The organism is Photobacterium sp., assembly GCF_033720175.1.
Classification (GTDB): Bacteria; Pseudomonadota; Gammaproteobacteria; order Enterobacterales; family Vibrionaceae; genus Photobacterium.
Genome location: NZ_JAWWDA010000004.1, coordinates 150,709 through 175,278, shown reverse-complemented (window position 1 = coordinate 175,278; position 24,570 = coordinate 150,709). Strand labels below are relative to the sequence as shown.

The window sequence follows — 24,570 nt, the reverse complement described above, 5'->3', positions numbered from 1 at the left end:
AGCTAAGTACATGATTTATATTCAACAATAAACTGGCACAGTACTTGATATATTTATGGTGTGTTATTAAGTTAGTCAACAAAAAATCAGCCAGAAGCTTAAGCAGCGGCGGGTTTAACTAAGGAGTTTTATTATGGGTATTTTTTCTCGCTTTGCAGACATTGTAAATGCAAATGTAAACTCATTGCTTGATAAAGCTGAAGATCCGCAGAAGATGATCCGTCTGATCATTCAGGAAATGGAAGATACACTCGTTGAAGTTCGCACCACATCAGCCCGGGCTTTGGCTGATAAGAAGGAACTGCAACGCCGTATCAATGCAATCGAAGCACAAACCGATGACTGGCAGCAAAAAGCGAGCCTGGCACTGCAGAAAGGCCGTGAAGATCTGGCTCGTGCTGCCTTGATTGAAAAGCAAAAAATCAGTGATGTGGCGCTAACACTGAATGAGGAATATAAGTTAGTTGAAGAAACTATTGATAAGCTTAGCGGTGAAGTTGCCGAGCTTGAAACTAAGTTGCAAGAAACACGTGCCCGTCAACAAGCGTTGGTGATGCGTCATAAAGCGGCAGGTAACCGTCGTGATGTACGTCGTCAGCTTGATACCGGCAAAGTGGATGAAGCATTGTCGAAATTTGAGCAATATGAACGTCGTATTGATGAAGTGGAAGCCGAAGCTGACAGTTACAGCCTGGGCCGTGGTCAAAACTTGGAAGATGAGTTTGCCAATCTCCAAGCTCAGGATGAGATCGAAAAAGAACTGGCTCGTATGAAAGCGAACATTAAAGATAAAGAATAATAGCGGTGAGTTAAACGGCTACAAGAAAAATCACAGCGAATAACAAACTGATTCTGCGGAGAAAAGGAGAGAACAATGTCGATGGGTTTTATTGTTGGTCCAATAATGGTGTTTTTAATATTTGTTGCACCGCTGTGGCTTATTCTTCACTACCGCAGTAAGCGGAATGTGGGACAGGGTTTGTCAGGTGAAGATCAAGAAAAGTTACAGGCGTTAGTCTCTCGCGCAGAACAGATGCAGGAGCGTATCGTGACGCTCGAGCGTATTCTTGATGCTGAAGCGCCGCAGTGGAGGCAAAAACCATGAGTAAAATCCTATACCGCGATCCGAAGAACGGCAAACTGGGTGGGGTGTGTGCAGGTATTGCCGAATATTTCGGTGTTGAGATTTGGCTGGTGCGGATATTAACGGTATCCGCCTTTTTGTTCGGCGGCGGTTTTTTTGTAACGTTGGCTTATATTGCCGCTTGTCTGATCTTAGATAAAATGCCTGAAGAGCGCCTCCAGCAGCAAAATATTTACAAAGAACATAATGTGAAACAAAAGCCGTGGCAGGCAGGAAGACCACCAGAGCAAGTACTGGAGAGCGTGGAAGCTGAGTTGAATAGTATGGAGATAAACTTGCGCAAAATGGAAGCGTATGTGACGTCATCGGCTTTTAAAGTGGCACGTGAATTTAAAAATCTTTAGTGCGTACGGTTGGGCAACGTGGTCGAGCAAGAATGAAAAACAGAAGCAGGCTCTCGGCCTGCTTTTTGGTCTTTGATTGGGTTTTCAGTTTAGTAGAAAGAACTGAGTCAGATATTCATTACCCGTTCATATTGGTTGCGGTATAAAGTGGTTAAGAGCAGTCGTTGAATAACGCAGGAAAGAGTATGAATCGAATTAGTCGTGAGCTGAACAAATTAGTGAACCGGAGTTTAGACCGTCATGTCCGTCTGGCGGTAACAGGGTTATCCCGAGCCGGTAAAACGGCGTTTATTACTTCTCTTGTTAATCAGCTTCTGCATGTAAGTACTAACCCCCGTCTCCCTCTTTTCTCAGCGGTTCGTGATGGTAACTTGTTGGGATCTAAGCGTGTTCCACAGCTTGATATGCATGTGCCGAAGTTCGCTTATGATGAAGGAATGAATGCGTTACTGTCTTCCCCCCCGAGCTGGCCGGAGCCTACTCGAGATGTCAGTCAGACCCGTTTGGCTCTCAGGTATAAACCGCAAAAGGGGCCGATGAAGTTACTGCAGGAAACGGCAACCTTATATCTTGATATTGTTGATTATCCGGGAGAGTGGTTACTGGATTTACCCTTACTGAACCTGGATTACCTCACCTGGTCTCGTCAGCAAGCGCAGTTACTGAAGGGAAAACGCCTGACGCTGGCTCAAGATTGGCTGGCGCTAGGGGATGGGTTCGATCCACTTGCACCGGCAGATGAAGCCTTGATCGAGCGCCTTTCGGCAGCATTTACCGATTATCTGTTCAAGTGTAAGGCCGAAGGAGGCTTACATTGGGTACAGCCGGGTCGTTTCGTTTTGCCAGGCGAACTTGCCGGGGCACCGGTATTGCAGTTTTTCCCGTTTGTCTGGGCAGATAAATACACGGATGCACAGCTGCAACAGGCCGGTGAACACAGCAACCTCACAATGTTGCAAGACCGCTATAAGTATTACCAGCAACATGTCGTGAAGGCCTTCTATCGGGAGCATTTCTCTACCTTCGATCGGCAGATCATTCTGGTGGATTGTCTGCAACCGCTAAATGGTGGGCCTGAATCGTTTAATGATATGCGCCAGGCGCTGGATCAGCTGATGCAGAGCTTTAAATACGGTCGCAGTTCGTTATTGCGCCGCTTGTTTTCACCACGCATCGATAAAGTGTTGTTTGCGGCGACCAAAGCTGATCATGTGACCGCAGATCAGCATCCCAATCTAGTAAGCCTGTTACAGCAATTAGTCAATGAGGCCTGGCATACGGCTTCATTTGAAGGGATTAAGATGGATTGTGTCAGTCTTTCATCAATTCAGGCAACAGAGCCGGGATTTGTCGCTTATAAAGGAGAGCAAATGCCTGCTTTGCGAGGCCATACATTAAATGGCCAGATCCAGACCCTTTTTCCTGGCGAGGTGCCAAGACGTTTACCAAATGAGAGTTTCTGGCAAAATAATGGGTTCGACTTTGTGAATTTTCGGCCGCTGGCCCTGCAAAGTGACGAGCCACTTCCCCATATCCGAATGGATAAAGCCTTAGAGTATCTGCTTGGAGATAAATTGAAATGAGTGAATCCTATAAAACCAAGATCTTATTTGATCAACCTGAGCAGGGATCCCAGGCAAGTAAATTTAGCCAGCCCGACAATCAACGAAATAAGCCAGAAAGTGAACTCACCAGTCAGATGCAGTTTGCCGAAGAAAATGGCTTTTTTCCTGATGTTAAAGTTGACCATGATGTTGAAGAACAGCTTTCGCAAGCCCTTGCCAGTCAACCTAAGCGCGGTACTGGCTGGCTGAAAGGCCTGTTAATTGCGGGGGCGGCTATGACGGGGTGGCAGACTGTTGATTATGTTGTGTCAGCGTACCAAGGCAGTGACTGGTTAGCGCTGGGATGGAGTGGCATTGTCGCGGCAGTGGCCGTGACCGGCATCACCGCGTTAGGGCGAGAGTTGCTGAAGTTACGCCGACTAAAACAACGACAAACAGAGCGCGATCAGGCTCAGGCATTATTAGAGGCCGACGGTATCGGTCAGGGCAAAGCATTTTGCATGAAGTTGGCAAAACAGAGCAACATCAGGGACGAACATGTCGGCTATGATCGCTGGGTACGGGCACTCGCGGCAACTCACAATGATCGGGAAGTGCTGGAGCTCTATGATCAGCTGGTACTTTGTCACCAGGATAAGCTAGCGCGACGTTTAGTGGCGAAATATTCCAGTGAAGCCGCTGTCATGGTTGCGCTTAGCCCGTTAGCGCTGGCAGATATGTTGCTGGTAGCATGGCGTAACTTTAAATTAATTGATCAAATCTCAGCCGTTTATGGTGTCGAACTTGGCTATTGGTCACGGATTAAACTGGTCAAATTAGTACTGGCAAATATGGCCTTTGCCGGGGCAACAGAAGTTATTGCCGATACCGGAATGGACATGCTTTCTATTGATTTGGCCGGACGGATGTCAACCCGGGTTGCCCAAGGGGTTGGTGTGGGCTTACTCACCGGACGGTTAGGCCTGAAAGCGATGGGTGTAATGCGTCCATTGCCCTGGCAGCCTGAGCAGCAACCAAGGCTGGGTGAAATTCGCCGTGATTTGTTAGCGCAACTGACACGAAAAGGTGATATATCCAAGTAACCTCAAGATGTGGCGTTCTGAGCTTCTCGGCGTGGCTGGATTAAACAGATGATCTCTGCTCCGTATTGCTCAGAGAACAGTCATATGTACAGATCATGATTGTTCCACCTCTCATCATGCCACATCAGTGACTTGACTCACATTCAGCTTCGTCGCACACTTTAATAGTGTCAACTATTCCTGACACATTAACAGACCAAACAGTATAATTATCTGATCCACACAGAGTATTCAGCTGTTGAGCACAAACCGAACGTTGAAACGAGAAGGCGCACGATATGAGGTTACAAGTCAATTGCGAAGACCGGCTTGGAATAACCCGAGAACTGCTCGATATATTATCCAGCAAAGAAATTAACCTTAGGGGGATTGAAATTGACCGCATCGGGATCATTTATCTCAATTGTCCAGAGATTGAGTTTGAACAATTTAGTCAGCTCATGTCGCAAATTCGTCAGTTAGATGGTGTAACCGATGTTCGTAAAATCCAGTTCATGCCCAGTGAGCGGGAACATAAAGAACTCAAGGCACTTTTGCAGACCCTTCCGGATCCTTTCTTCTCAATCAATCTCAGCGGAAAGGTCGACCTTGCCAACGAAGCAGCCGAACATCTGATGGGGAAATCCAGCCACGATTTATTAGGGGAAAGTATCCAGGTGATCCTGGGCTTCAACTACAGTCGCTGGTTGGAAAAAGAGGGGGCTCAAAAGCGTAGTGAGATGGTGGTGATTTCAGGCCTTGATTATCTGATGGAAGTCATGCCGGTGTATGTGGCTGATGAGAGTGAAGAGCCGGTATTAGCCAGTGCCGTGATCCTGCTTAAATCTCTGTCTGAGGCGAAAATGCCGATCGCAATGCGCAAAATCAGTGGAGATAACGGTTTTGAGCATTTAGTCGGGCAATCTTCCCGCTTCAAGCATTTGCTTGCTCAAGCTAAAAAACTGGCTTTGCTGGATGCCCCTTTACTGATCCAGGGTGAAACAGGGACCGGGAAAGAGATGCTGGCACGTGCTTGCCACCAGCGTTCGATACGTCGAGAGCAGCCTTTTCTCGTGGTTAACTGTGTCTCTATGCCAGATAATGCCGCGGAAACTGAGTTGTTCGGTTTCGCAGGTGATCACCATGAGCCAGGTAAGAAAGGTATTTTTGAGCAAGCAGCTGGTGGTACTGTCTTCTTGTATGAGATTGGTGAAATGTCGCCTCACCTGCAAATTAAGCTACTGCGTTTTTTGCAAGACGGTACATTCCGCCGGGTCGGTGAAGAAGAAGAGGTTAAAGTCGATGTTCGGGTGATTTGTTCAACCCAGAAAAAACTTCCAGACTTAGTCGCTGCGGGTGATTTTCGCGAAGATCTTTATTATCGACTGAATGTATTAGCGTTAGTTGTTCCGTCGTTGCGAGAGCGCAGCGCCGATATTGTACCGTTGGCTGAGTTGTTTTTGGCCCAGTTTGCCCAAGAGTTACAACAGCCAAAGCCGCGAATTTCAGAACAATTGGCGCAATACCTCAGTCAGTATGCGTGGCCTGGTAACATCCGCCAGCTTCGCAATGTGTTATTTCGGGCGATGACTCAGGTCGAGGGGCCCGAAATTACAGTTGACGATGTGCAGCTGCCCGAAAATGAGTCGGCGAGTATCATCAGCGATGAGACGTTAGACGGCTCACTTGATGAAATCATGAAGCGTTATGAGTCGGGGATCCTGGCGAACCTTTATCGCAGCTACCCATCAACCCGTAAGCTGGCAAAACGGTTGGGTGTGTCTCATACAGCAGTAGCCAACAAACTGCGTGAGTATGGTCTGACGAAGCGCTAGCCTAAGCTGAAAATTACAGGTTAAGTTTTGTTCAGTAGAGAGAGTTGGCCAGATTCCAGCGCTAATAACTGAGACACCATTTCACGCCCATACCGGTAGCCACATAAGCTATCATTGTCATTGCGAACACGGTGGCAGGGTATGATTATCGGGATTGGATTGACATTCTTTGCCATTCCAATCGCCTGACCAGCTAGTGGAAGACCAATTTTTTTTGCTATTTGTTGGTAGTTACGGGTTTGGCCGAATGGTATCTCAGTGAGAGAGTGCCAGACTTGTTGTTGAAAAGCCGTACCTTGTGGTGCCAGCGGAAGAGTGAAGGTGCGCCGTTTGCCACCGAGGTATTCTTTTAGCTGGCTAATATAGGGTTTCATTGTGTCGGGATTGTGTTCCCAACTCGCATCGGGGCAAAAACCGGTGCTGCCAACAATCAATTGGCGTAGCCCCTTATCATCAGCAAGCAGATAGATTTTTCCTAATACGGTATCTAGACAGTCGTAGTACATCATTATGTTATAAGAGGCTAATTTGTTTAATACTATTATAAACCGCTCTTCAACATTAGTAGTTGATGAACTTAAAATTCGTTTGATTAGTACCAAAGATGCGCAACGCATATCAGCTTATTACAAAAAAAATCGCCAATTTCTCCAGCCTTGGGAACCGCTGCGCGAAGAAGGTTTCTTTTCGCTAGAAGGATGGGAAAAAAGGCTGATCCAATTATCGGAGCTGCAAAAGCATCATTTAGCTTATTATTTTGTGATAGTGAAGCAGGGTTCTGACGACATTTGTGGTGTCATTAATTTTAGTAATTTGATCAAGCATCCTTTCTATGCCTGCCATGTTGGTTACTCACTGGGTGAAGAATATCAGGGGCAAGGTATTATGCGCCGTTCGTTGAATGCAGTGGTGAAATGGATGTTTGAAGAGAGGCATTTCCATCGCATTATGGCGGGGTACATGCCGAGAAATACGAAAAGCGGCAAGGTGCTGTCTGAACTCGGATTTGAAAAAGAAGGCCAGGCCAAAGACTATCTGTTGATAAATGGCAACTGGGAAGATCATATACTGACCGCAAAGACAAACCCGCACTGGACGCCGCCAGATAAATGATAGGTATAAAAAAGAGGCTTGCTATAGCAGATAGCAGCGAGCCTCTTTAACCGTATCAAATACGTAGGAATTTATTCTACTGTCAGAATACGGATGTTATTCGTTGAACCAACAGTATCCATCACATCACCTTGAGTGACGATGACCAGATCCCCCTTTACTAAATAGCATTTATCTTTCAGGACGGCGATTGCGTGCTTAGCAGCTTCAAGACCTGAATCGCTATCACGATCAAAGTACACCGGTGTTACCCCACGGTATAGTGCTGCACGGTTTAGGGTCTTTTCATTACGCGACATTGCAAAGATAGGCAGACCAGAAGAAATACGAGACATCATGAGTGGTGTGCGGCCAGACTCTGTCATTGTGATCATCGCTTTAACGCCTTCCATGTGGTTGGCAGCATACATGGTCGACATTGCAATTGTTTCTTCCGGAGATGAGAAAGTACGAGACAGGCGGTGTTTAGAAATATTGATGCTTGGCTCTTTTTCTGCACCAATACATACGCTAGCCATTGCCTTTACGGTTTCAACCGGGAAGGCGCCAGCAGCCGTTTCGGCAGACAGCATCACGGCATCGGTACCATCAAGTACGGCGTTCGCCACATCCATGACTTCTGCACGTGTTGGCATTGGGCTGGTGATCATTGACTCCATCATCTGAGTCGCGGTGATCACGGTACGGTTCAGGCTACGCGCACGACGGATCAGTTTCTTCTGAACACCGACTAATTCGGGGTCACCAATTTCTACACCGAGATCACCACGAGCAACCATAACCACGTCAGATGCCATGATAATGTCATCCATCGCTTCTGTGGTTGCAACGGCTTCCGCACGTTCAACCTTTGCAACCAGTTTAGCCTCCAGGCCAGCATCGGTCGCCAGACGGCGGGCATATTTCATGTCTTCGCCGTTGCGAGGGAAAGAGACCGCAAGATAGTCGACCCCTATTTTCGCAGCAGTAAGAATGTCGGCTTTATCTTTGTCTGTCAGCGCTTCTGCTGACAGGCCGCCACCTTTTTTGTTAATACCTTTGTTATTGGAAAGCGGGCCAGCTACCGTCACTTCGGTGTGAACCTTGTTGCCTTCTACGGCAATAACTTTCAACTGTACACGGCCATCATCAAGAAGAAGAATATCGCCAGTAGTCACGTCTTTTGGCAGTTCTTTATAATCAAGACCCACGGAGTTCTGATCACCGTTACCTTTAGGAAGATCACTATCCAGAGTGAATTTATCACCGATAGCAAGCTGGATTTTACCTTCTTTAAATGTCGAAACGCGGATTTTAGGACCTTGCAAATCGCCAAGAATTGCAACGTGTTTACCGAGTTTAGCGGCGATTTCACGTACCGTTTTAGTGCGTTGAATATGATCTTCAGGACTACCATGAGAGAAATTCATTCGAACAACGTTTGCACCCGCAGCGATAATTTTTTCAAGGTTGTTATCACGGTCGGTAGCAGGACCAAGGGTCGTTACGATCTTTGTACGTCTAAGTCTTTCTGACATTGGAAACTCCATCTATTATTTAATCTGCCAATTTCAGCGGGAGAGGTCACAATAATTAACTTGCCGCTAAATGTGACTGAAATTTTACTACATAAGCAGGGCACTTAGAGCTGTTCTTTATCAACAAACTGAAACATCAGTACACTTGTTTTGTGAAAAAGTGATGAATAAAAGAGCCATTGTATTCATACTTGCCCATAAAAGAGGCTGTAAACATGTTAAGCGTCTGCTTAAGTGTAGCTGCGGTATAGAGGCGATTTGGCGATAAATGTGAGGGCAGATATTTCGCGGGATGCTGTGTTGAGGGTATAAAAAAGCATGAATAATCATCCATGCTTTTTTGATTGATCTATAGGGTCTGAATTACAGAGTATTTTCTTTTGAAAAGCGGGAGTCTTTTAACGATTCTTTCACCCGTTTCAGGTTTTCTCTAAACCCAGCACCGCGTCGTAAAGTGAACCCGGTTGCCAGTACATCAATTACGGTCATTTGTACAACACGGCTTGCCATCGGCATATAAATATCAGTATCTTCCGGTACATCTAAGCAAATAGATAAAGAACACTCACGATCGAGTGGAGAGTCTTTTGCGGTAATACCGATAACCGTAGCACCGTTTTCACGGGCCATATGAGCAATTTCTACCAGGCTCTTAGTTCGGCCGGTATGAGAAATCACCACGACAACGTCACCATCGGTGCAGTTAATCACGCTCATACGTTGCATTACGATGTCATCAAAACAAACAATAGGAATATTGAAACGGAAGAATTTATTTTGTGCATCATGAGCCACGGAAGCGGATGCCCCCAGGCCAAAGAAAGAGATTTTCTTGGCCTGGGTCAGCAAATCAACGGAACGGTTGATTTGCATTGGATCTATGCTGTTTTTGGCGACATCAAGGCAGGCCATAGTTGATTCGAAAATCTTTGCTGTATAAGCATCTGGCCCATCATCTTCTTCGACATTACGGTTCACATAAGGCGTACCATTGGCAAGACTTTGTGCCAAGTGAAGTTTAAAATCAGGGAAGCCCTTCGTATCAAGACGGCGACAAAAACGGTTTACTGTCGGCTCACTGACATCGGCCATTTTAGCCAGAGTCGCAATGCTAGAGTGAATAGCCGTTTGCGGCGAAGCGATGATCACTTCTGCAACTTTACGTTCAGACTTACTGAAATTGTCTAAATTTTTTTGAATCTTTTCTAGGGTATTCATGGAGATTACCGCGCTTCGTTACTGAATTTCATTAAAGGCCATTTCGCTCTCACGAAGCCAATTATTTTGAAACTATACTACTTTTCATAGATCTGCTCCTAGTAATTCCATGAATCTTGGTTTCTCTTTTTATTATAGTTTGACCGGGATCGAGTTTTTTCTTTCAGTTCTGAAGGTTTTTGTGAATATATTTTCTTTTTAAGGCCGGTTTGGCATTATTTCTGTTATTAAATTTCATCCGGAAGGGATTAATTTACAGGTCGAAATAAATATAATGACTTTATGCCATTTGTTGTCGCTGGCGTCTGTGTCAGCGTTATATCTCTAAACCGCGTAAATATTCCGAGTTCTGCATACCTCGGCGTAGTTTGGGTATATCGTGGGTAGTAATTTGCACTGAGATTAAGGATTATTGTTTATGAAAGTGAGTATTTGCGGGTGTGGCTGGTTAGGTTTGCCATTAGCAAAATATTTGGTTGCAAAAGGACTAGAGGTGTATGGAAGTAAAACTCAGGCTGTATCTGCTAGCCAACTTCTCCAATACGGAGTTCATGGTATTGCACTCACCATTCCTTTGGTCAATGGGGCAGAAAAAAAGGCGCTTGATGATAAAAACAAACAAGAACATCAGAATACGCAGCAGTTAAGCGACGTTACTGAATTTTTTCAAACTGACGTACTGGTTATCAATGTTCCTCCCCGGCGGAAAACGATGACAGGTCATGAGTATGTGGAGGCTATCTTATCGCTCTCTGACGCGGCAAAACAAGCAGGATGTCAGCGGGTGATTTTTGTCAGTACAACCTCCGTGTACGGTGGTTTGACGGGGGAGGTACTGGAAACATCCGTTCCTCAACCTGATACGGAATCAGGCCGTGCACATTTTCATATTGAACAACAACTTCGGAAATCTTGGGGCGACAACTTGGTCGTACTGCGTCTGGCTGGGCTGATTGGTCCGGGGCGTCATCCGGTTAACTATTTAGCCGGAAGAGAAAATCTGGCCGGAGGCGAAAAGCCCGTGAACTTGGTTCACCTTGATGACTGTATTCAGGCTATCGCTAGTATTATAGACCGGCAGCCAGCCTTAAAAGTCTTGCACCTTGCTGCAAAGTCACATCCCACGCGAAAGCATTATTATACCGCAATGGCCTCTAAAGCTGGTTTGCCGGAGCCTATTTTTACGGCAGATTCTTCGACGGGTGGAAAGATCATAAACGCGGATAAAAGCTGTAGGGTGTTGGATATAATAATGCGGCATGATGATCTAATGGGCCTTTCTCCTGAGATTGACAGCCACTGATTGTGCGTGGCCCCAGATCTGTCTTCCTTCTCTTTTCAGGCAAAAAAATCCCGCTGAAGTTCAGCGGGCGGAATGTTCCATAAAAACAATTAGGAGTTTGTAGCAGCAGTGGCATCTCTGATTAATGAAAAAGGAACCGTCTGGGTTGCTGTCTTCATTAATATTAATGTCACTAGTTATGACTCTGGGGATCAAAGAAGGTTCCAAGAAATGTTAAAAAAAACACTTTTTCTTCATGAATGGCTTTGTTACACAAAATTCTTACTTTAGATGATGTGAACTGGACGGAAAAGCACTCAGATAAAAAAATCCCGCTGAAGATCAGCGGGAGGAATGTTCCGTAAAACAATAAGGAGTTTGTAGCAGCAGTGGCATCTCTGATTAATGAAAAGGAACCGCCTGGGTTGCTGTCTTCATTAATATTAATGTCACTAGTTATGACTTCGGATATTCGCATTGGTTCAACATTTATGTCAGGAATCCCCAATATTGTTCAGAATCTCGTATTTTTTAGGTGGATTAGGTATAACGACCAAGGCTGAAGAGGGTTATCAAGGGATAAAAAAAAGCTCGCTGATAATCAGCGAGCCAAAGTTCTATTTACACAATAAGGAGTTAAGTAGCAGTGGCATTGTCGATTACAGAAGAGAAGACTTTGTGGGGCGGCCAGCTCACAAAAACATATGTCTCTAATCTTGATGCTACTAATTATGACCGGTCTTTTTAGGGTTAGTTCAAAGACGTGGTGCGCTTTCTGCCCATTTTTTTTAAGATGTTGATATGTTAAGGGTATTATTCCTACTATTTTGCGGTGACGATCTGAGCTGTTTCGCCAAGATGTGATTTAAATCAGGGTACGACAAATGCGGCTCTGGCACATTGTTCGCCTGTATCCCCCCCTTCCTAATGATGCGTCTCGTATTGTGAAGTTGCCTGGGTATATTTGTGGCCTGACATATCGCATTCATGCTGTAACCGTGTCAGTCGTGGCCTCTCTTAAGCATTAAAGGAAGCAAGATGGCTCTGAATTTTGACCTGAAAACATATCTGGACCAGCTTGAACAACTGGTTAATGTGGATTGCGGCAGTTATACCCCTGAGGGAATTGCTCAAATCGCTGACATTCTTACACCGATGTTTGAACAAATTGGCTTTACCGTGATTCGTCATCAGCTGGATGACAAAGCGGGTCCTTGCTTGGAAATCACCAATAGGCCAGATGCCGGTTTCTATGATGTGATGCTCAGTGGCCATATGGATACCGTGTTCCCGGCGGGTACTGTCTCAGAGCGGCCAATGACTTTCGATGAGCATAAAATCTATGGTCCGGGTGCTACGGATATGAAGTCAGGCATCCTCAGTGCTTGGTATGCTCTGCAAGCTCTGACGTCGGATGAGTTGGCACGTTTATCGATTGTTGTGGTATTAAATTGTGACGAAGAAATCGGTTCAATATATTCTCGCCAATGGCTGGAAAGTATTGCCCGTAAAAGCGGCCAGGTGTTGGTGTGCGAAGCTGCTCGTCCGACGGGTAATTTAATTCGTTCCCGTAAAGGCAACGCAAAGTATGAAATTGAATTTCATGGCGTCGCTTCTCACGCCGGATCTGCCTTGAGTGAAGGCGTGTCCGCTATCTATGAACTGAGCCAATGGGCATTGGCAATTAAAGGCATGGTTAACCTTGAAACCGGAACAACGATGAATGTCGGTGTTATCGAAGGCGGAATGGCGGTGAATGTGGTGCCGGATTATGCCAAAGCCATTGTTGATCTACGGTTCTGGAATACTGATGAGGCAGAAACGATTGATGGCCGATTACGCGAAATGGCTCAAGCACCTTTTGAAAAGGGCGCGAGGGTCACGGTCAATCGCGCGACGTTTAAACCTTCCATGCAGCCAAGTGCAGACACCGAAGCTCTGATCCGTTTGGTCAGTGAAGAAGCGGATAAGCTAAATATTGTCTATGGCTGGGAAGATGCCGGTGGTGGTTCAGATGGTAACTTTACGGCCGCAATGGGTACGCCGACGCTTGATGGTTTTGGGCCAATGGGCGCGGGTTTTCACAGTGATAAAGAATATTTGCTCATTGATTCTATTGAACCGCGTATTCAGCTATTGGCGCAGGTGTTAAAGCGTTTGTAGTCTTCGCTGGAACAAGTGGTTGCCGGACTAAGCCCGCAGAGCGCTGGCTTAGTCACATACAACAAAGAAAACCCATCTCTACGAGGGGACGGGTTCTGAAGAAAATCTTCTAAAAAAAGCAGTGGCATAATATAAGACCCATTAGCCTGTTTTTTGTTCCCATGAAATGTGATATTTATCAGTTTTTTCTGCCCTATTTTCAGTTATAAATTGAAGACTTTAAAATATCGCTGTTAACGATTGATTTTATAGCTATTAATCTAAATAGAAATATTTCATCGCAAATTGAACCATCATATTTCCTATCATGCATGTCTGGCTTTCACCTTGTCTCAGCCGCGCCACATTAGGCGATCATCATCACACTCTCAACGCTTTACCGTGTCCATGGCGCAGGAATATCACTGTTTGATTATCCACCACTTGTTAAAAATATTAATGAGATGTAAAGTTTAAACATGTGTTTAATACGGGTGAGTGAAAATGGCGGGAAAAGGAGAAACGAAGGGCCGTATTTTGGATGCTGCAGAGCTGCTATTTGCTGAGCACGGATTCAAGGAAACGTCTTTAAGGACTATAACCAGTAAAGCGGGCGTTAATCTCGCGTCGGTTAATTACCATTTTGGTGATAAAAAGACACTGGTGAGAGCGGTTTTAAGCCGTTACCTGGAACAGTTCATGCCAGCATTGAAAAATGAGCTGGAGGTGCTGTTAACCCGAGATGAAATTATGATGGAAGATGTTTTTCGCTGCCTCAAAAACCCTCTGGTTTTATTAAATGACTTTCGCCATCAGGGATCGACTATTTTTATGTCATTGATTGGCCGTAGCTATACCGACGTTCAGGGGCACCTGCGCTGGTTCATAATGACCCGCTACGACAATGTATTGACGTTATTTACCACCGCTGTTTGCCGCGCCAATCCATCATTAGATCCAGAAACATTATTCTGGCGATTGCATTTCACCTTGGGGGCGTCGGTATTTACCATGGCTTCGAGTACTGCGTTATGTGAAATCGCTGAAAATGACTTCTCACGAAAAGTGGAAACAGAAGACTTAATTGACCGTCTGATGCCTTATCTGGCAGCAGGTGTTTCGGCTCCGATAGAGCAAGGTTTGTCTCTCGTCGGCGCAACGTCAACCGGCACGGAATAAAATAAAAAGAAATGTATACCCACATGAAAAAATAACGATAAATGAAACAAAAGGACCTGAAAAATGAGCACTTTAACCAACTTACGTAAACGCTACATCAGTGATCCCGCTTTTAAGATGTTTAAAAAAGTGCTGCCGCCACTATCAGAAACCGAGCGTGAAGCGATGGAGGCTGGCAGTGTCTGGTGGGATGGTGAGTTGTTCAGTGGTTCACCTAACTGGAATACGTTGTTGAACTACCCTAAGCCAAAGCTCACGGATGAAGAGCAAATATTTATCGATACCAAACTTGAAACCTTGCTTGAAATGCTGAACGATCATCAGATTGTTCAGGAAGATAAAGACTTATCACCTGAGGTTTGGGAATACTTACGTAAAGAAAAATTCTTTTCGCTGATTATCAGCAAAGAATATGGCGGATTAAATTTTTCGGCATTGGCTAATTCGACCATTGTTACTCGCATTGCAACCCGTAGCTTGAGTGCTGCAGTTTCGGTAATGGTGCCAAATTCATTGGGTCCGGGCGAACTGTTATCCCATTATGGGACCCAGGAGCAAAAAGATTACTGGCTGCCTCGCCTTGCTCATGGCGAAGAAGTGCCATGCTTTGCACTGACCGGCCCGGAAGCCGGTTCTGATGCGGGTGGCATTCCCGACATGGGGGTTGTCTGTTACGGCGAATACCAAGGCCAAGAAGTACTGGGTATTAAGCTGAGCTGGAATAAGCGTTACATCACACTGGCTCCCGTGGCGACGGTGTTAGGTCTTGCCTTTAAATTGCAGGATCCAAACGGGCTGCTGGGTAATAAAGTCGATATTGGCATTACCTGCGCGTTGATCCCGGCTGATCACCAGGGAGTGGAAATCGGCGAGCGTCACGATCCCCTGAATATGGCCTTCATGAACGGGCCAACTCGCGGTCAAGATGTGTTCATCCCGATGGAATGGGTTATCGGTGGACAGGAATATGTGGGTCGAGGCTGGCGTATGCTGGTGGAATGCCTGTCAGCAGGGCGGGGCATTTCATTACCCGCATTAGGGGCCGCCATAGGCCACCTGACGGCACGTACAACGGGAGCTTATGCCTACGTGCGTAAACAGTTTGGTATGTCGATCGGTAACTTTGAAGGTGTTGCTCAGGCAATGGGGCGTATAGGGGGGTATACCTACATGCTTGAAGCGTCACGGACGCTCACCACGACTTCACTTGATATGGGGGAAACCCCGGGAATTGTGACAGCGATTGCCAAATATCACATGACGGAAATGGCACGTACGATCCTGAATGATTCAATGGATATTCATGCTGGTCGCGCAATTCAGCTTGGGCCAATGAATTATCTTGGCCATCACTATTTCGGTATACCGGTCGCAATTACCGTAGAAGGGGCCAACATTCTGACTCGTAACCTGATGATTTTTGGTCAGGGAGCGACCCGGTGCCATCCCTTTGTCTTGAAAGAGATGGAAGCGGCAGCAAACGGCGATGCCGAGCAAGGGGCAAAAGAGTTTGATGGCTTGCTGTCTAAGCACATCCGTTTTGCGACAGGTAACGTCGCAAAATCAATGCTCAATGCTTTTTCTGGCTCACGCTTTAACGCCGCGCCAGTCAGCGGCGAGACGGCGGATTATTATCGCCACCTATCACGTATGAGTCGCGCATTAGCGGTAGCGGCTGACTTCGCAATGCTCAGCCTGGGGGGGGAGCTAAAGCGTCGCGAATTAGTGTCAGCCCGATTGGGTGATGTCTTGAGTCATTTGTACCTGGCATCGGCAACCTTGAAACGCTTTGAAGGCGAAGGCCGCCAGCAGCAGGATTTACCGATGGTGCATTATGCGCTGCAACACTGCTTGCATCAGTGCGGCGTTGCATTCGATGATGTGATGAATAACTTCCCTCGCAAAGGGGTTGGCAGCATCTTGCGTGCCCTGCTGTTCCCGCTGGGTATTCGCTACAAGGCGCCAAGTGATGATGTCACCGTTAAAATTGCAGAATTGCTAATGACACCAGGAGCGCACCGCGAACGTTTGACTAGCTTGTGTTATATCGGTGAAAAAGAATCGGATCCGGTAGCCATCATGGAACGTGCTTTTGTTGCGATGCATAGTGTCAAAGACATTGAACGAAAATTGGCCAAGGCCGTAAAAGCGGGAGAGATCCCACGCAAAGCGTCCTTAACCGAAAAATTGCAGCTTGCTCTGAGTGCCGGCATCGTCACAAAAGAGGATGTTGAAAAAATGGACAATGCTGAGCAGCTCAGGCAAAAAGCGATTCAAGTCGATAACTTTGCTGCTGATCATTTCAAAAAGAGCAGCCTGCAACCAGGGAAGGCTGCTTAAGAGTCATTGCTCTTTAATCGGACAATAAGCACTCTACAATGGAAGAATAAACCTGGTGTTTCCCATGTGCCACGCAAATGCGTGGCACTTTTTTGACCAGATATGATCTGAACAGCGCTCGAGCAGAGCACCGGGACAGTGCCATTATACCAATCGGAATAATGGATCCGAGTGGTATTACTTGGCTAAAATCGTCAATAACACCTCCAACCACTGCTATATTTAGCGTTTTCGCGCATAAAAATAATGCGAATTTGTCGGTAACCTTTTATCCTACAGTCAATTATGTAAGGGAAGTTGAAAATGATCATCAAACCTAGAATTCGTGGATTTATTTGTACGACAACACACCCGATCGGCTGTGAAGAGAACGTTAAAGAACAAATTGCTTATACTAAAGCACAAGGCCCAATCGCCAACGCGCCGAAACGTGTACTGGTTGTCGGTTCTTCCAGTGGTTACGGCTTGTCTTCCCGCATTGCTGCGGCCTTTGGCGGCGGTGCGGCGACGATTGGCGTGTTCTTTGAAAAACCAGGTACAGAGAAAAAACCAGGTACGGCAGGTTGGTATAACTCAGCAGCGTTTGACAAACTAGCGAAAGAAGAAGGTCTTTACGCGAAGAGCCTGAACGGTGATGCTTTCTCTCATGAAGCCAAACAAAAAACGATCGATCTGATCAAAGAAGAATTGGGTCAGATTGATATGGTGGTGTACTCATTAGCATCACCGGTTCGTAAAATGCCTGAAACGGGCGAAGTTGTTCGTTCATGCCTGAAGCCGATGGGTGAAACGTACACGGCGACGGCGGTTGATACCAACAAAGATGTATTGATTGAAACAAGCATAGAGCCTGCAACCGAGCAGGAAGTTACTGATACCGTTACCGTTATGGGTGGTCAGGACTGGGAACTCTGGATCAATGCTCTGGCAGATGCTGGCGTGCTGGCTGATGGGTGTAAGACCGTTGCTTACAGTTACATCGGTACCGAAATCACCTGGCCAATCTACTGGCATGGTGCTCTGGGCAAGGCAAAGATGGATCTTGATCGTGCAGCAACAGAGTTGAATCGTAAACTGTCTGCCAGTGGTGGCTCTGCAAATGTGGCTGTACTTAAGAGCGTGGTAACACAGGCAAGCTCTGCAATCCCGGTAATGCCACTGTACATCGCGATGGTCTTCAAGAAGATGCGTGAAGAAGGTGTACACGAAGGCTGTATGGAACAGATTTATCGTATGTTCACTCAGCGCTTGTATAAGGCGGATGGCACAGCCCCGGAAGTTGATGAAGCTAATCGTCTTCGTCTGGATGACTGGGAGCTGCGTGAAGATATTCAGAAGCATTGTCGTGAGCTATGGCCTAACGTAACCAATGAAAACTTGTTTGATGTTGCAGATTACCAGCAATACAAAGATGAGTTCATGAAGCTGTTCGGTTTCGGTATCGAGTCTGTTGATTATGACGCTGATGTGAATCCGCTTGTCGAGTTTGATGTCGAAACGATCTAATCAGATTTTCAAACCAGAAAGAAAAAACCGCCAAATGGCGGTTTTTTTATGGGGCAGAAGCGAGAGTTGAGAACCGAGATACGAAGTTAGTTCTAGGACCTAGAATCAAGATAGAATCTCTTCCCTTGCTACTTGTCCCTTGTCACTCGGCACTTGTTCCTGAACTTAATGTTTCGGCAGGCGAATGACAAATGCCGCTCCTTCGATTTTGGCCTTTTCAACATGGATCTGGCCTTGGTAACTCTCAACGATTTCATGGCAGACCGACAGGCCGATACCTTGCCCGGGATTGAGCTGGTCGGCGCGAATACCTCGCTGGAATATGGCTTCTCGCATCGCGGGGGCGACCCCCGGTCCGTCATCTTCAATACGGATCAGGAAGTGATCGTCTTGCTCGGTTACGTTAACCCGTACTTCGCTGATACAGAAGCGATAGGCGTTTTCTAATAAGTTACCCAGTAACTCCATTAAATCGTCACGGTTAACAGGCAGTTTCAGCGATGGGGAAAACTGACAGCGCAAGAGTACTTGCTTGTCGCCATAAATCTTACTCAGCATACGGCCAAAACTGTCAATCGCAGGTTTGAGTTCAGTTTTATCTTTCTGCAGCCCTTGTTGGCCCATCATGGCACGTTTTAGCTGATACTGAACCTGATCATCCATCTGACTGATTTGTTCCATCACACGCGTATTCAATTCATTGCGGGCGATCTCTTTGTCATCGAGCAATGCATTGGTTGCGGCCAAACGGGTTTTGAGGCTATGGGCCAGATCGTCCATGGCATGACGATAACGCCCTTTCTGGTCGTTACTGATCCGGATCAAACGGTTGAGAGCGAGAGTAATATCCTGAAGCTCCATGGGATAATTACTGTCTAATCGATCTCGTTTAGCATCTGTCATCTCATCGAGTTGGATTGCCAGTTTTCGCAGTGGCTGAAAACTCCAGTGGAATGCGGCAATCAGAAAGGCAATGGCAATCAAGACAAACAGACCAAGGTAAAAGGTCGTGCGTTTGTGCAATTTGGCCAGAGACGATTCAAAGGCATCACCAGGGCGTAGAACGACCAGTTGATAAATGCTGCCATCTTCACGCTCCCGTCCCAGGTTGTAAGCAATGTAGCTGGTGTTGTTCGGTGACTCAATTAAAGTGGGTGTCGGTATCTCATCCGGCAAATAATTACAAATATTTGAAATATTAGCTTTTTTTGCCTCATCTGACAGCCATACTGTATTGTCGTTAGCATCACACATAACCGACATATAGTCGGTATCTGAAGGGTCAACAGATTTAATCCACTTGTCCATATCCTTGATCAACCCGGCACGGTTTAGCTGAGCGACCACCATTGGCATTTGCGCTACCAGTTCAGATGAATAAGCAGCCATATAGCTTTGGGTATATAGCTGATTAATGACTCCGGCCAGGGCGGATGTGATCAGGACGATAATGGCCACCGAGGCCACTAAGACCCGGCGACGTAATCGGGGTTTAAGGAGTCGCCTCATTGAGCGGGTAACTCGAAAATGTAACCCTGCCCGCGAATGGTTGAAATCGGGTTTTCCTGGCCTGTTTTGCTGAACTTTTTACGCAAGCGGCTGATCATAACCTCAATGGTATTCGGATCGCCTTCCTGATCTTCATAAAGTACATCTAGCAGGCGCTGTTTTGAGACTACCTGGCGGCTATGGCGCATCAGGTATTCCAGTAAATCGTATTCAAAGGCGGTGAGTTCAAGCTGTGTTTCCCCAACGTAGACTTGCTTGGCTAATAAGTCTACCCGGATGTCACCAGCGGTCATTTCCGGTTTCACGAATCCGGCGCTGCGGCGTACCAGAGCACTCAGCCGAGCCACCATCTCTTCTTTCTGGAACGGTTTGACGAGGTAGTCGTCAGCACCGGCTTCAAGCCCGGTGACTTTATCTTGCCAGTTTGAGCGCGCGGTCAGGATCAGGACGGGTAGGCGTAATCCTTTTTTCCGCATGTCTTTAATCAGACTGATACCATCGCGATCAGGTAATCCGATATCGACAATAGCGATATCATTGGGGTAGTTTTGCGCAAAAAACAAGCCTTCTTCGGCTGTGCCAGCACATTGAATTTGATGACCTAGTTCACTGAGTTGGGATTTGAGATGATGACTCAGAATTTGGTCATCTTCGACAATTAGGATACGCATAATTTTGATTACCAAAGATAAATATATCTATTGAATATACTTAATAGAGAGACAGCTTGCGACCATAAGTGTAGGCAATGTGACTGAATAGACGCTGACTGATCAAAAACTAAAGGGATCGTTGATCGTTCAGCGTCTTTAAAAGAAGAGCGGCTAGTTCAGGATGATGATCAATGTACCCGCGATCGTTAACAGTACGTTGGCAATCGCATAGGTACCAGCGTAGCCCAAGGCCGGAATAGTGCTTCTTGCATGCTCGTTGATCATGTCCATTGCCGGGCCACAGGTGCGGGCACCGATAATCGCCCCGAAAAGCAAAGCCCGGTTCATTTTTAAGATATAGGCACCGAATAGATAGGCTAATACCACTGGGATGACACTGACCATAATGCTGGTCACAAAGACAGTCGGACCAATCTGGGTGATCGATTCAAGCAAATTAGAACCCGCGCTTAACCCAATACCGACCATAAAGACCATCAAACCCAAATCCTTGGCCATATTCAATGCGCCTTGCGGCACATAACCAAAAGTAGGGTGGTTGGCTCGCAAAAAGCCCAGGGTAATCCCCGCAAGCAACAGGCCTGCCGCGCTACCTAGCCCAAAGGCGATATGGCCGAAGACCATCGTGATAGTACCGATCAGTAAACCAACAATGAAAAAACAGCAAAAGGCCAACAAATCGGCGATCTGACTGTGAATGGAGATAAAGCCGATACGTTCAGCTAAGCCTAAAACCCGGCTTTTTTCGCCACTGACCTGCAAAATATCGCCTTTATTGAGCCGGATATTATGGTCCATCGGCATTTCGATTTGCGCCCGGACGACTCGGTTAAGGAAACACCCGTATTCAGACAGGTTCAGATCGGATAAACGTTTTCCTGCAATGCTATCGTTTTTAACCACGATTTCTTCTTCTACGATACGTAAATCGAGAAGGTCACGGTCAAACACTTCTTTACCATTGCGGAAGCTCGGATCCAGTCGGGCATGGCTGTCAGGATAGCCAACCAATGCGATCTCATCGCCTTCCTGTAAGATCGCATCACCATCAGGGTTTGCCAAAATTCCGTTACGACGAATACGTTCTATATAACAACCTGTCTGGCGATAAATGCCCAGCTCGCGCAGGTTTCTGCCGTCAATCCAGTTGATCAGTTCCGGGCCAACCCGGTAAGCCCGGATAATGGGCAGATAGACTTTCCGTTGGGCAATTTCACCAATCCCACGCTCGCGGGCAATTTGCTGTGATGATTCAGCCAGATCTTGTTTCTGTAGTTTCGGCATCAGCTTCGCCAGCAGAATCAGGCTAATCAAGCCAACTAAGTAAGACATCGCATAACCGACACTCAGACTGTCAACCATTTGCTGGATGGTACTGGCGTCGCTGATCCCGGACAAGCCACTATTAAGTGCATCTTTAGCACCCACCAAGACCGGTGTAGCGGTCAGAGATCCGGCCATTAATCCGGTGGCCAAAGCTAAATCAAGGTTTAGGTAATGAGCCATGGTCATGGTGATGGTGATGGCAGAAAGCAACACCACTAAGGCAAGTAATAAATAATGTTTACCGTCGCGGAAAAAAATACCAAAAAAGTTTGGTCCCGCTTCGATACCAACGCAGAAAATGAACAGCATGAAACCGATGTTGAGGGCTTCGGTATTAAAGGTAAATCCGGCATTTCCGAATAACAGGGCTGTAAGTAATACTCCAATTGAGTTGCCAATTTGCATGTTGGCTATTCGAATTTTTCCAAAACTAAGACCGACGGCAAGAACGACAAAAAGCAACAGAATATCATTCTGATGAAGAAGAGCTGCTACGTTGATATTCACAACATTATATCCGGGAAGGGTAGGCGCGATAAAAGTGCCGAAATTCTAGCTGATTTTAGAGGTTTGTTATACCTATTAAAGGTAAAAACAGTGTAAAAAATTCACTGGAAACGATGGGTGAGGAAAATCTGCTTGAGCAGTGGCTTTATACCGTTTGTCATCAGATTGATAATAAAGTGCAGTAAATATAAAAGGGCTGAGTATTCAGCCCTTTATTGGAGGTACCCCGTTTCGGTAATACCCGCTGGAGTGAATTATTGGAAGAGTTGCAGATTTGCTTTTGCGTAGGCTTCAAATTCAGTGCAGCCGCCAATGTGCTCTTGATCGACGAAGATTTGAGGCACGGTTTCAACCGGCTTGCCGACGGTTTTTTCTAGGTCCGCTTTACTGATCCCCTCAGCATGAATGTCAACGTAGCGGAAGTTAAAATCATCACGATCTTCTTTTAGCTTTTCAGCGAGCTCTTTAGCGCGAACACAGAACGGGCAACCGGGGCGGCCAAAAATAACAACGAACATAATTTCTCTCCTCAACTTTATTACGCTCACTATAACGTGACTCTTACTGATGAGAAAGAGGGTTTTATCTCTCGCTCTGATAGATAAAACCGATTGGTAGTAAAAGCCGCATCATTGCCTAATGTGATAGATCGCTTGTTATGTTACGAGACTTTTTCAATATGAGGGGAATATTGTCCAGAATCAAAACGAGGAATTGTTACCGGTGCACACTCATGAGGGGGTGTTTATCTTTCAACATTGCCGCAATTATGTTGAAAGATAAACAGCCCCTGATATCAGAAGAGGATTATGATTGAAATAAGGGCATAAAACCCCTCAAGGTAGTGTCAGTTTTACACTGACAGCTCGTTAGTCCCTTCTCAAATTAGATGATGCTATTTGTGTAGCGGAGAACCTATGTTTCAGTTTATGACGTCTTCAAGGATTGTTTTTGGCGAAGGGGCGCTGAGTCACTCATTTTCAGCTTTTAACCAATTTGGCTATAGCGTCTTGTTAGTCACCGGTAAAGATAGCCAACGGTCAGAACCGGTTGTCGGTTACCTAAAACAGCAGAACATGCGCTACCAGCAGGTTGCTGTGCTCGGTGAGCCTCTGATTGCCATGATTGAAGAAATGGCGGCGATGGGGCGAAGATTCCGCCCGGATATGGTGATAGCGCTTGGAGGCGGAAGTGTTCTTGATGCCGGGAAGGCGCTGGCGGCGCTTATTCCCAATCAGGGAAGCGTTTATGATTATGTTGACGTCGTGGGACGCAATGTGCCGCTGCAGGCGAAACCGTTACCCTTTATTGCGATTCCAACCACGGCAGGTACCGGTTCGGAAGTCAGTAAGAATGCCGTGCTACGTTCTGCTCAGGAAAATGTCAAAGTGAGCCTGAACAGCCCTGATATGCTGCCGGATCTGGCCATTGTCGATCCAACCTTAACCTATGGTATGGACCCTGTATTGTCGGGATGCTGTGGTATGGATGCATTTACCCACTTGATGGAAGCGTATGTTTGTGGTGCTCCTAACCCTCTGACTGACATGGTGTGCGAAGAAGGTTTAAGGCGCTTAGCCGGAGCGATCATTCCTGCTTGTGAAGATGATGATCCGCGGGCGCGATCTGATATGTCATTTGCTGCGATGTTAGGGGGAATGGCGCTGGCCAATGCAAAATTAGGGGCCGCACATGGTTTGGCGTCGGCACTCGGCGGGCGGATAGATTCGCCTCATGGGCTTATTACCGCCCAGTTGGCCCCTTTTGTGATGCAGGAAAATATCTTAGCGGCAAGAGAAGCAGGCCGTGCGGATGTACTTAATCGTTATCGGCAATTGGCCTGTATTGTGACCGGACGGATCAACGCCGAAGATATTGATGGCATTTTATGGACGAAACGAACGTTAAAGCGGTTAAACTTGCCGCCAGTTTCGCAATTTGGGTTATGTGACACCATGTTTGATGACGTTGCCGAAGATGCCTTGCGCTCAAATGCGATAAAGGGAAATCCGTTACCGCTTAACAAGCAACGTTTGCAGGGGATCCTGGAGCAAGTTTGTCAGGAATGCAAAATTGATATATCGAGCCAAATTTAGATGATTTTCGCAATGCGGGAGTTGTGCTACATTGATGGTCAATAAGATAACCCTGAGCATAGACAGGGGAGCGTCTTTAATAATAAGGGCTTTAGTACCTATTAAGACTCAGATACACTTGATTTATATAGCTAACAACTTCGTGCAGTCACACTTTTAATTGATGTTGCTTTAATAAGTGATTCAGTTTTTTTGTTTTTTAAATAGTTTGC

General features: G+C 46.3%; 20 protein-coding genes. 13 read left to right on the top strand and 7 right to left on the bottom strand.

Features of this window, described 5'->3' with window-relative positions; all coding sequences use genetic code 11:
* The first annotated feature begins 133 nt into the window (after positions 1-133).
* The 6 genes from pspA (at position 134) to tyrR (ending at position 5,949) form a co-directional block, all read left to right on the top strand.
* Positions 134-799, top strand: coding sequence for a phage shock protein PspA (pspA, locus tag R3289_RS06585; RefSeq protein WP_318924703.1), 666 nt, complete (start codon positions 134-136; stop codon positions 797-799).
* Positions 800-874: 75 nt separating this feature from the next.
* On the top strand, positions 875-1,105 hold the full coding sequence (gene pspB, locus R3289_RS06580; RefSeq protein WP_318924702.1) for an envelope stress response membrane protein PspB: 231 nt from the start codon (positions 875-877) through the stop codon (positions 1,103-1,105).
* Positions 1,102-1,488 (top strand): envelope stress response membrane protein PspC, encoded by a 387-nt coding sequence (gene pspC / locus R3289_RS06575; RefSeq protein ID WP_318924701.1) that lies wholly within the window; start codon positions 1,102-1,104, stop codon positions 1,486-1,488. Before pspB ends, pspC begins: the two co-directional genes overlap by 4 nt.
* 185 nt (positions 1,489-1,673) lie before the next feature.
* Positions 1,674-3,071 carry a YcjX family protein gene (locus R3289_RS06570; protein ID WP_318924700.1) on the top strand — a complete coding sequence of 466 codons (1,398 nt, stop codon included), beginning with the start codon at positions 1,674-1,676 and terminating at the stop codon, positions 3,069-3,071.
* On the top strand, positions 3,068-4,135 hold the full coding sequence (locus R3289_RS06565; RefSeq protein ID WP_318924699.1) for a TIGR01620 family protein: 1,068 nt from the start codon (positions 3,068-3,070) through the stop codon (positions 4,133-4,135). Before R3289_RS06570 ends, R3289_RS06565 begins: the two co-directional genes overlap by 4 nt.
* 278 nt (positions 4,136-4,413) lie before the next feature.
* Positions 4,414-5,949: a transcriptional regulator TyrR gene (gene tyrR / locus R3289_RS06560; protein ID WP_318924698.1), complete on the top strand. Its 1,536-nt coding sequence runs from the start codon at positions 4,414-4,416 to the stop codon at positions 5,947-5,949.
* A gap of 20 nt (positions 5,950-5,969) precedes the next feature.
* Here the strand turns inward: tyrR and R3289_RS06555 are convergent, their stop codons facing one another.
* Entirely contained in the window at positions 5,970-6,458 is a 489-nt protein-coding gene (locus R3289_RS06555) for a methylated-DNA--[protein]-cysteine S-methyltransferase (RefSeq protein WP_318924697.1), read from the bottom strand.
* Between the two features lie 19 nt (positions 6,459-6,477).
* Here R3289_RS06555 and rimJ point away from each other — a divergent pair, with 19 nt between their 5' ends.
* Positions 6,478-7,062 (top strand): ribosomal protein S5-alanine N-acetyltransferase, encoded by a 585-nt coding sequence (gene rimJ, locus R3289_RS06550; protein WP_318924696.1) that lies wholly within the window; start codon positions 6,478-6,480, stop codon positions 7,060-7,062.
* Between the two features lie 71 nt (positions 7,063-7,133).
* Here rimJ and pyk read toward each other — a convergent pair whose 3' ends face one another.
* A complete protein-coding gene (gene pyk, locus R3289_RS06545) occupies positions 7,134-8,579 on the bottom strand; it encodes a pyruvate kinase (protein ID WP_318924695.1) in 1,446 nt (481 codons plus the stop codon).
* A gap of 363 nt (positions 8,580-8,942) precedes the next feature.
* Entirely contained in the window at positions 8,943-9,797 is an 855-nt protein-coding gene (locus tag R3289_RS06540; RefSeq protein ID WP_318924694.1) for a MurR/RpiR family transcriptional regulator, read from the bottom strand.
* Positions 9,798-10,215: 418 nt separating this feature from the next.
* Between R3289_RS06540 and R3289_RS06535 the strand changes: the two genes are divergently transcribed.
* The 5 genes from R3289_RS06535 to fabV all read left to right on the top strand — a co-directional run bounded on the left by R3289_RS06535 (position 10,216) and on the right by fabV (position 18,246).
* Positions 10,216-11,100, top strand: a complete 885-nt coding sequence (locus tag R3289_RS06535) for an SDR family oxidoreductase (RefSeq protein WP_318924693.1) — start codon at positions 10,216-10,218, stop codon at positions 11,098-11,100.
* A gap of 1,017 nt (positions 11,101-12,117) precedes the next feature.
* Positions 12,118-13,242, top strand: a complete 1,125-nt coding sequence (locus R3289_RS06530) for a M20 family metallopeptidase (RefSeq protein ID WP_318924691.1) — start codon at positions 12,118-12,120, stop codon at positions 13,240-13,242.
* 483 nt (positions 13,243-13,725) lie between these two features.
* Positions 13,726-14,400 (top strand): TetR/AcrR family transcriptional regulator, encoded by a 675-nt coding sequence (locus tag R3289_RS06525; RefSeq protein ID WP_318924690.1) that lies wholly within the window; start codon positions 13,726-13,728, stop codon positions 14,398-14,400.
* A gap of 63 nt (positions 14,401-14,463) precedes the next feature.
* Positions 14,464-16,740, top strand: coding sequence for an acyl-CoA dehydrogenase (locus R3289_RS06520; RefSeq protein ID WP_318924689.1), 2,277 nt, complete (start codon positions 14,464-14,466; stop codon positions 16,738-16,740).
* A gap of 303 nt (positions 16,741-17,043) precedes the next feature.
* Positions 17,044-18,246, top strand: a complete 1,203-nt coding sequence (gene fabV / locus R3289_RS06515) for an enoyl-ACP reductase FabV (RefSeq protein ID WP_318924688.1) — start codon at positions 17,044-17,046, stop codon at positions 18,244-18,246.
* Positions 18,247-18,411: 165 nt separating this feature from the next.
* Here the strand turns inward: fabV and R3289_RS06510 are convergent, their stop codons facing one another.
* From R3289_RS06510 to R3289_RS06495, 4 genes are all read right to left on the bottom strand, one after another.
* Complete coding sequence (locus tag R3289_RS06510) at positions 18,412-19,755, bottom strand: ATP-binding protein (protein WP_318924687.1); 1,344 nt, start codon at positions 19,753-19,755, stop codon at positions 18,412-18,414.
* Positions 19,752-20,426 carry a response regulator gene (locus tag R3289_RS06505; protein WP_318924686.1) on the bottom strand — a complete coding sequence of 225 codons (675 nt, stop codon included), beginning with the start codon at positions 20,424-20,426 and terminating at the stop codon, positions 19,752-19,754. Before R3289_RS06505 ends, R3289_RS06510 begins: the two co-directional genes overlap by 4 nt.
* 153 nt (positions 20,427-20,579) lie before the next feature.
* Positions 20,580-22,262, bottom strand: coding sequence for an aspartate:alanine antiporter (locus tag R3289_RS06500; RefSeq protein ID WP_107281463.1), 1,683 nt, complete (start codon positions 22,260-22,262; stop codon positions 20,580-20,582).
* A 254-nt stretch (positions 22,263-22,516) separates the two neighbouring features.
* Positions 22,517-22,780: a GrxA family glutaredoxin gene (locus tag R3289_RS06495; protein ID WP_318924685.1), complete on the bottom strand. Its 264-nt coding sequence runs from the start codon at positions 22,778-22,780 to the stop codon at positions 22,517-22,519.
* Positions 22,781-23,179: 399 nt separating this feature from the next.
* Between R3289_RS06495 and R3289_RS06490 the strand changes: the two genes are divergently transcribed.
* Entirely contained in the window at positions 23,180-24,358 is a 1,179-nt protein-coding gene (locus R3289_RS06490; RefSeq protein WP_318924684.1) for an iron-containing alcohol dehydrogenase, read from the top strand.
* Positions 24,359-24,570 lie beyond the last annotated feature (212 nt).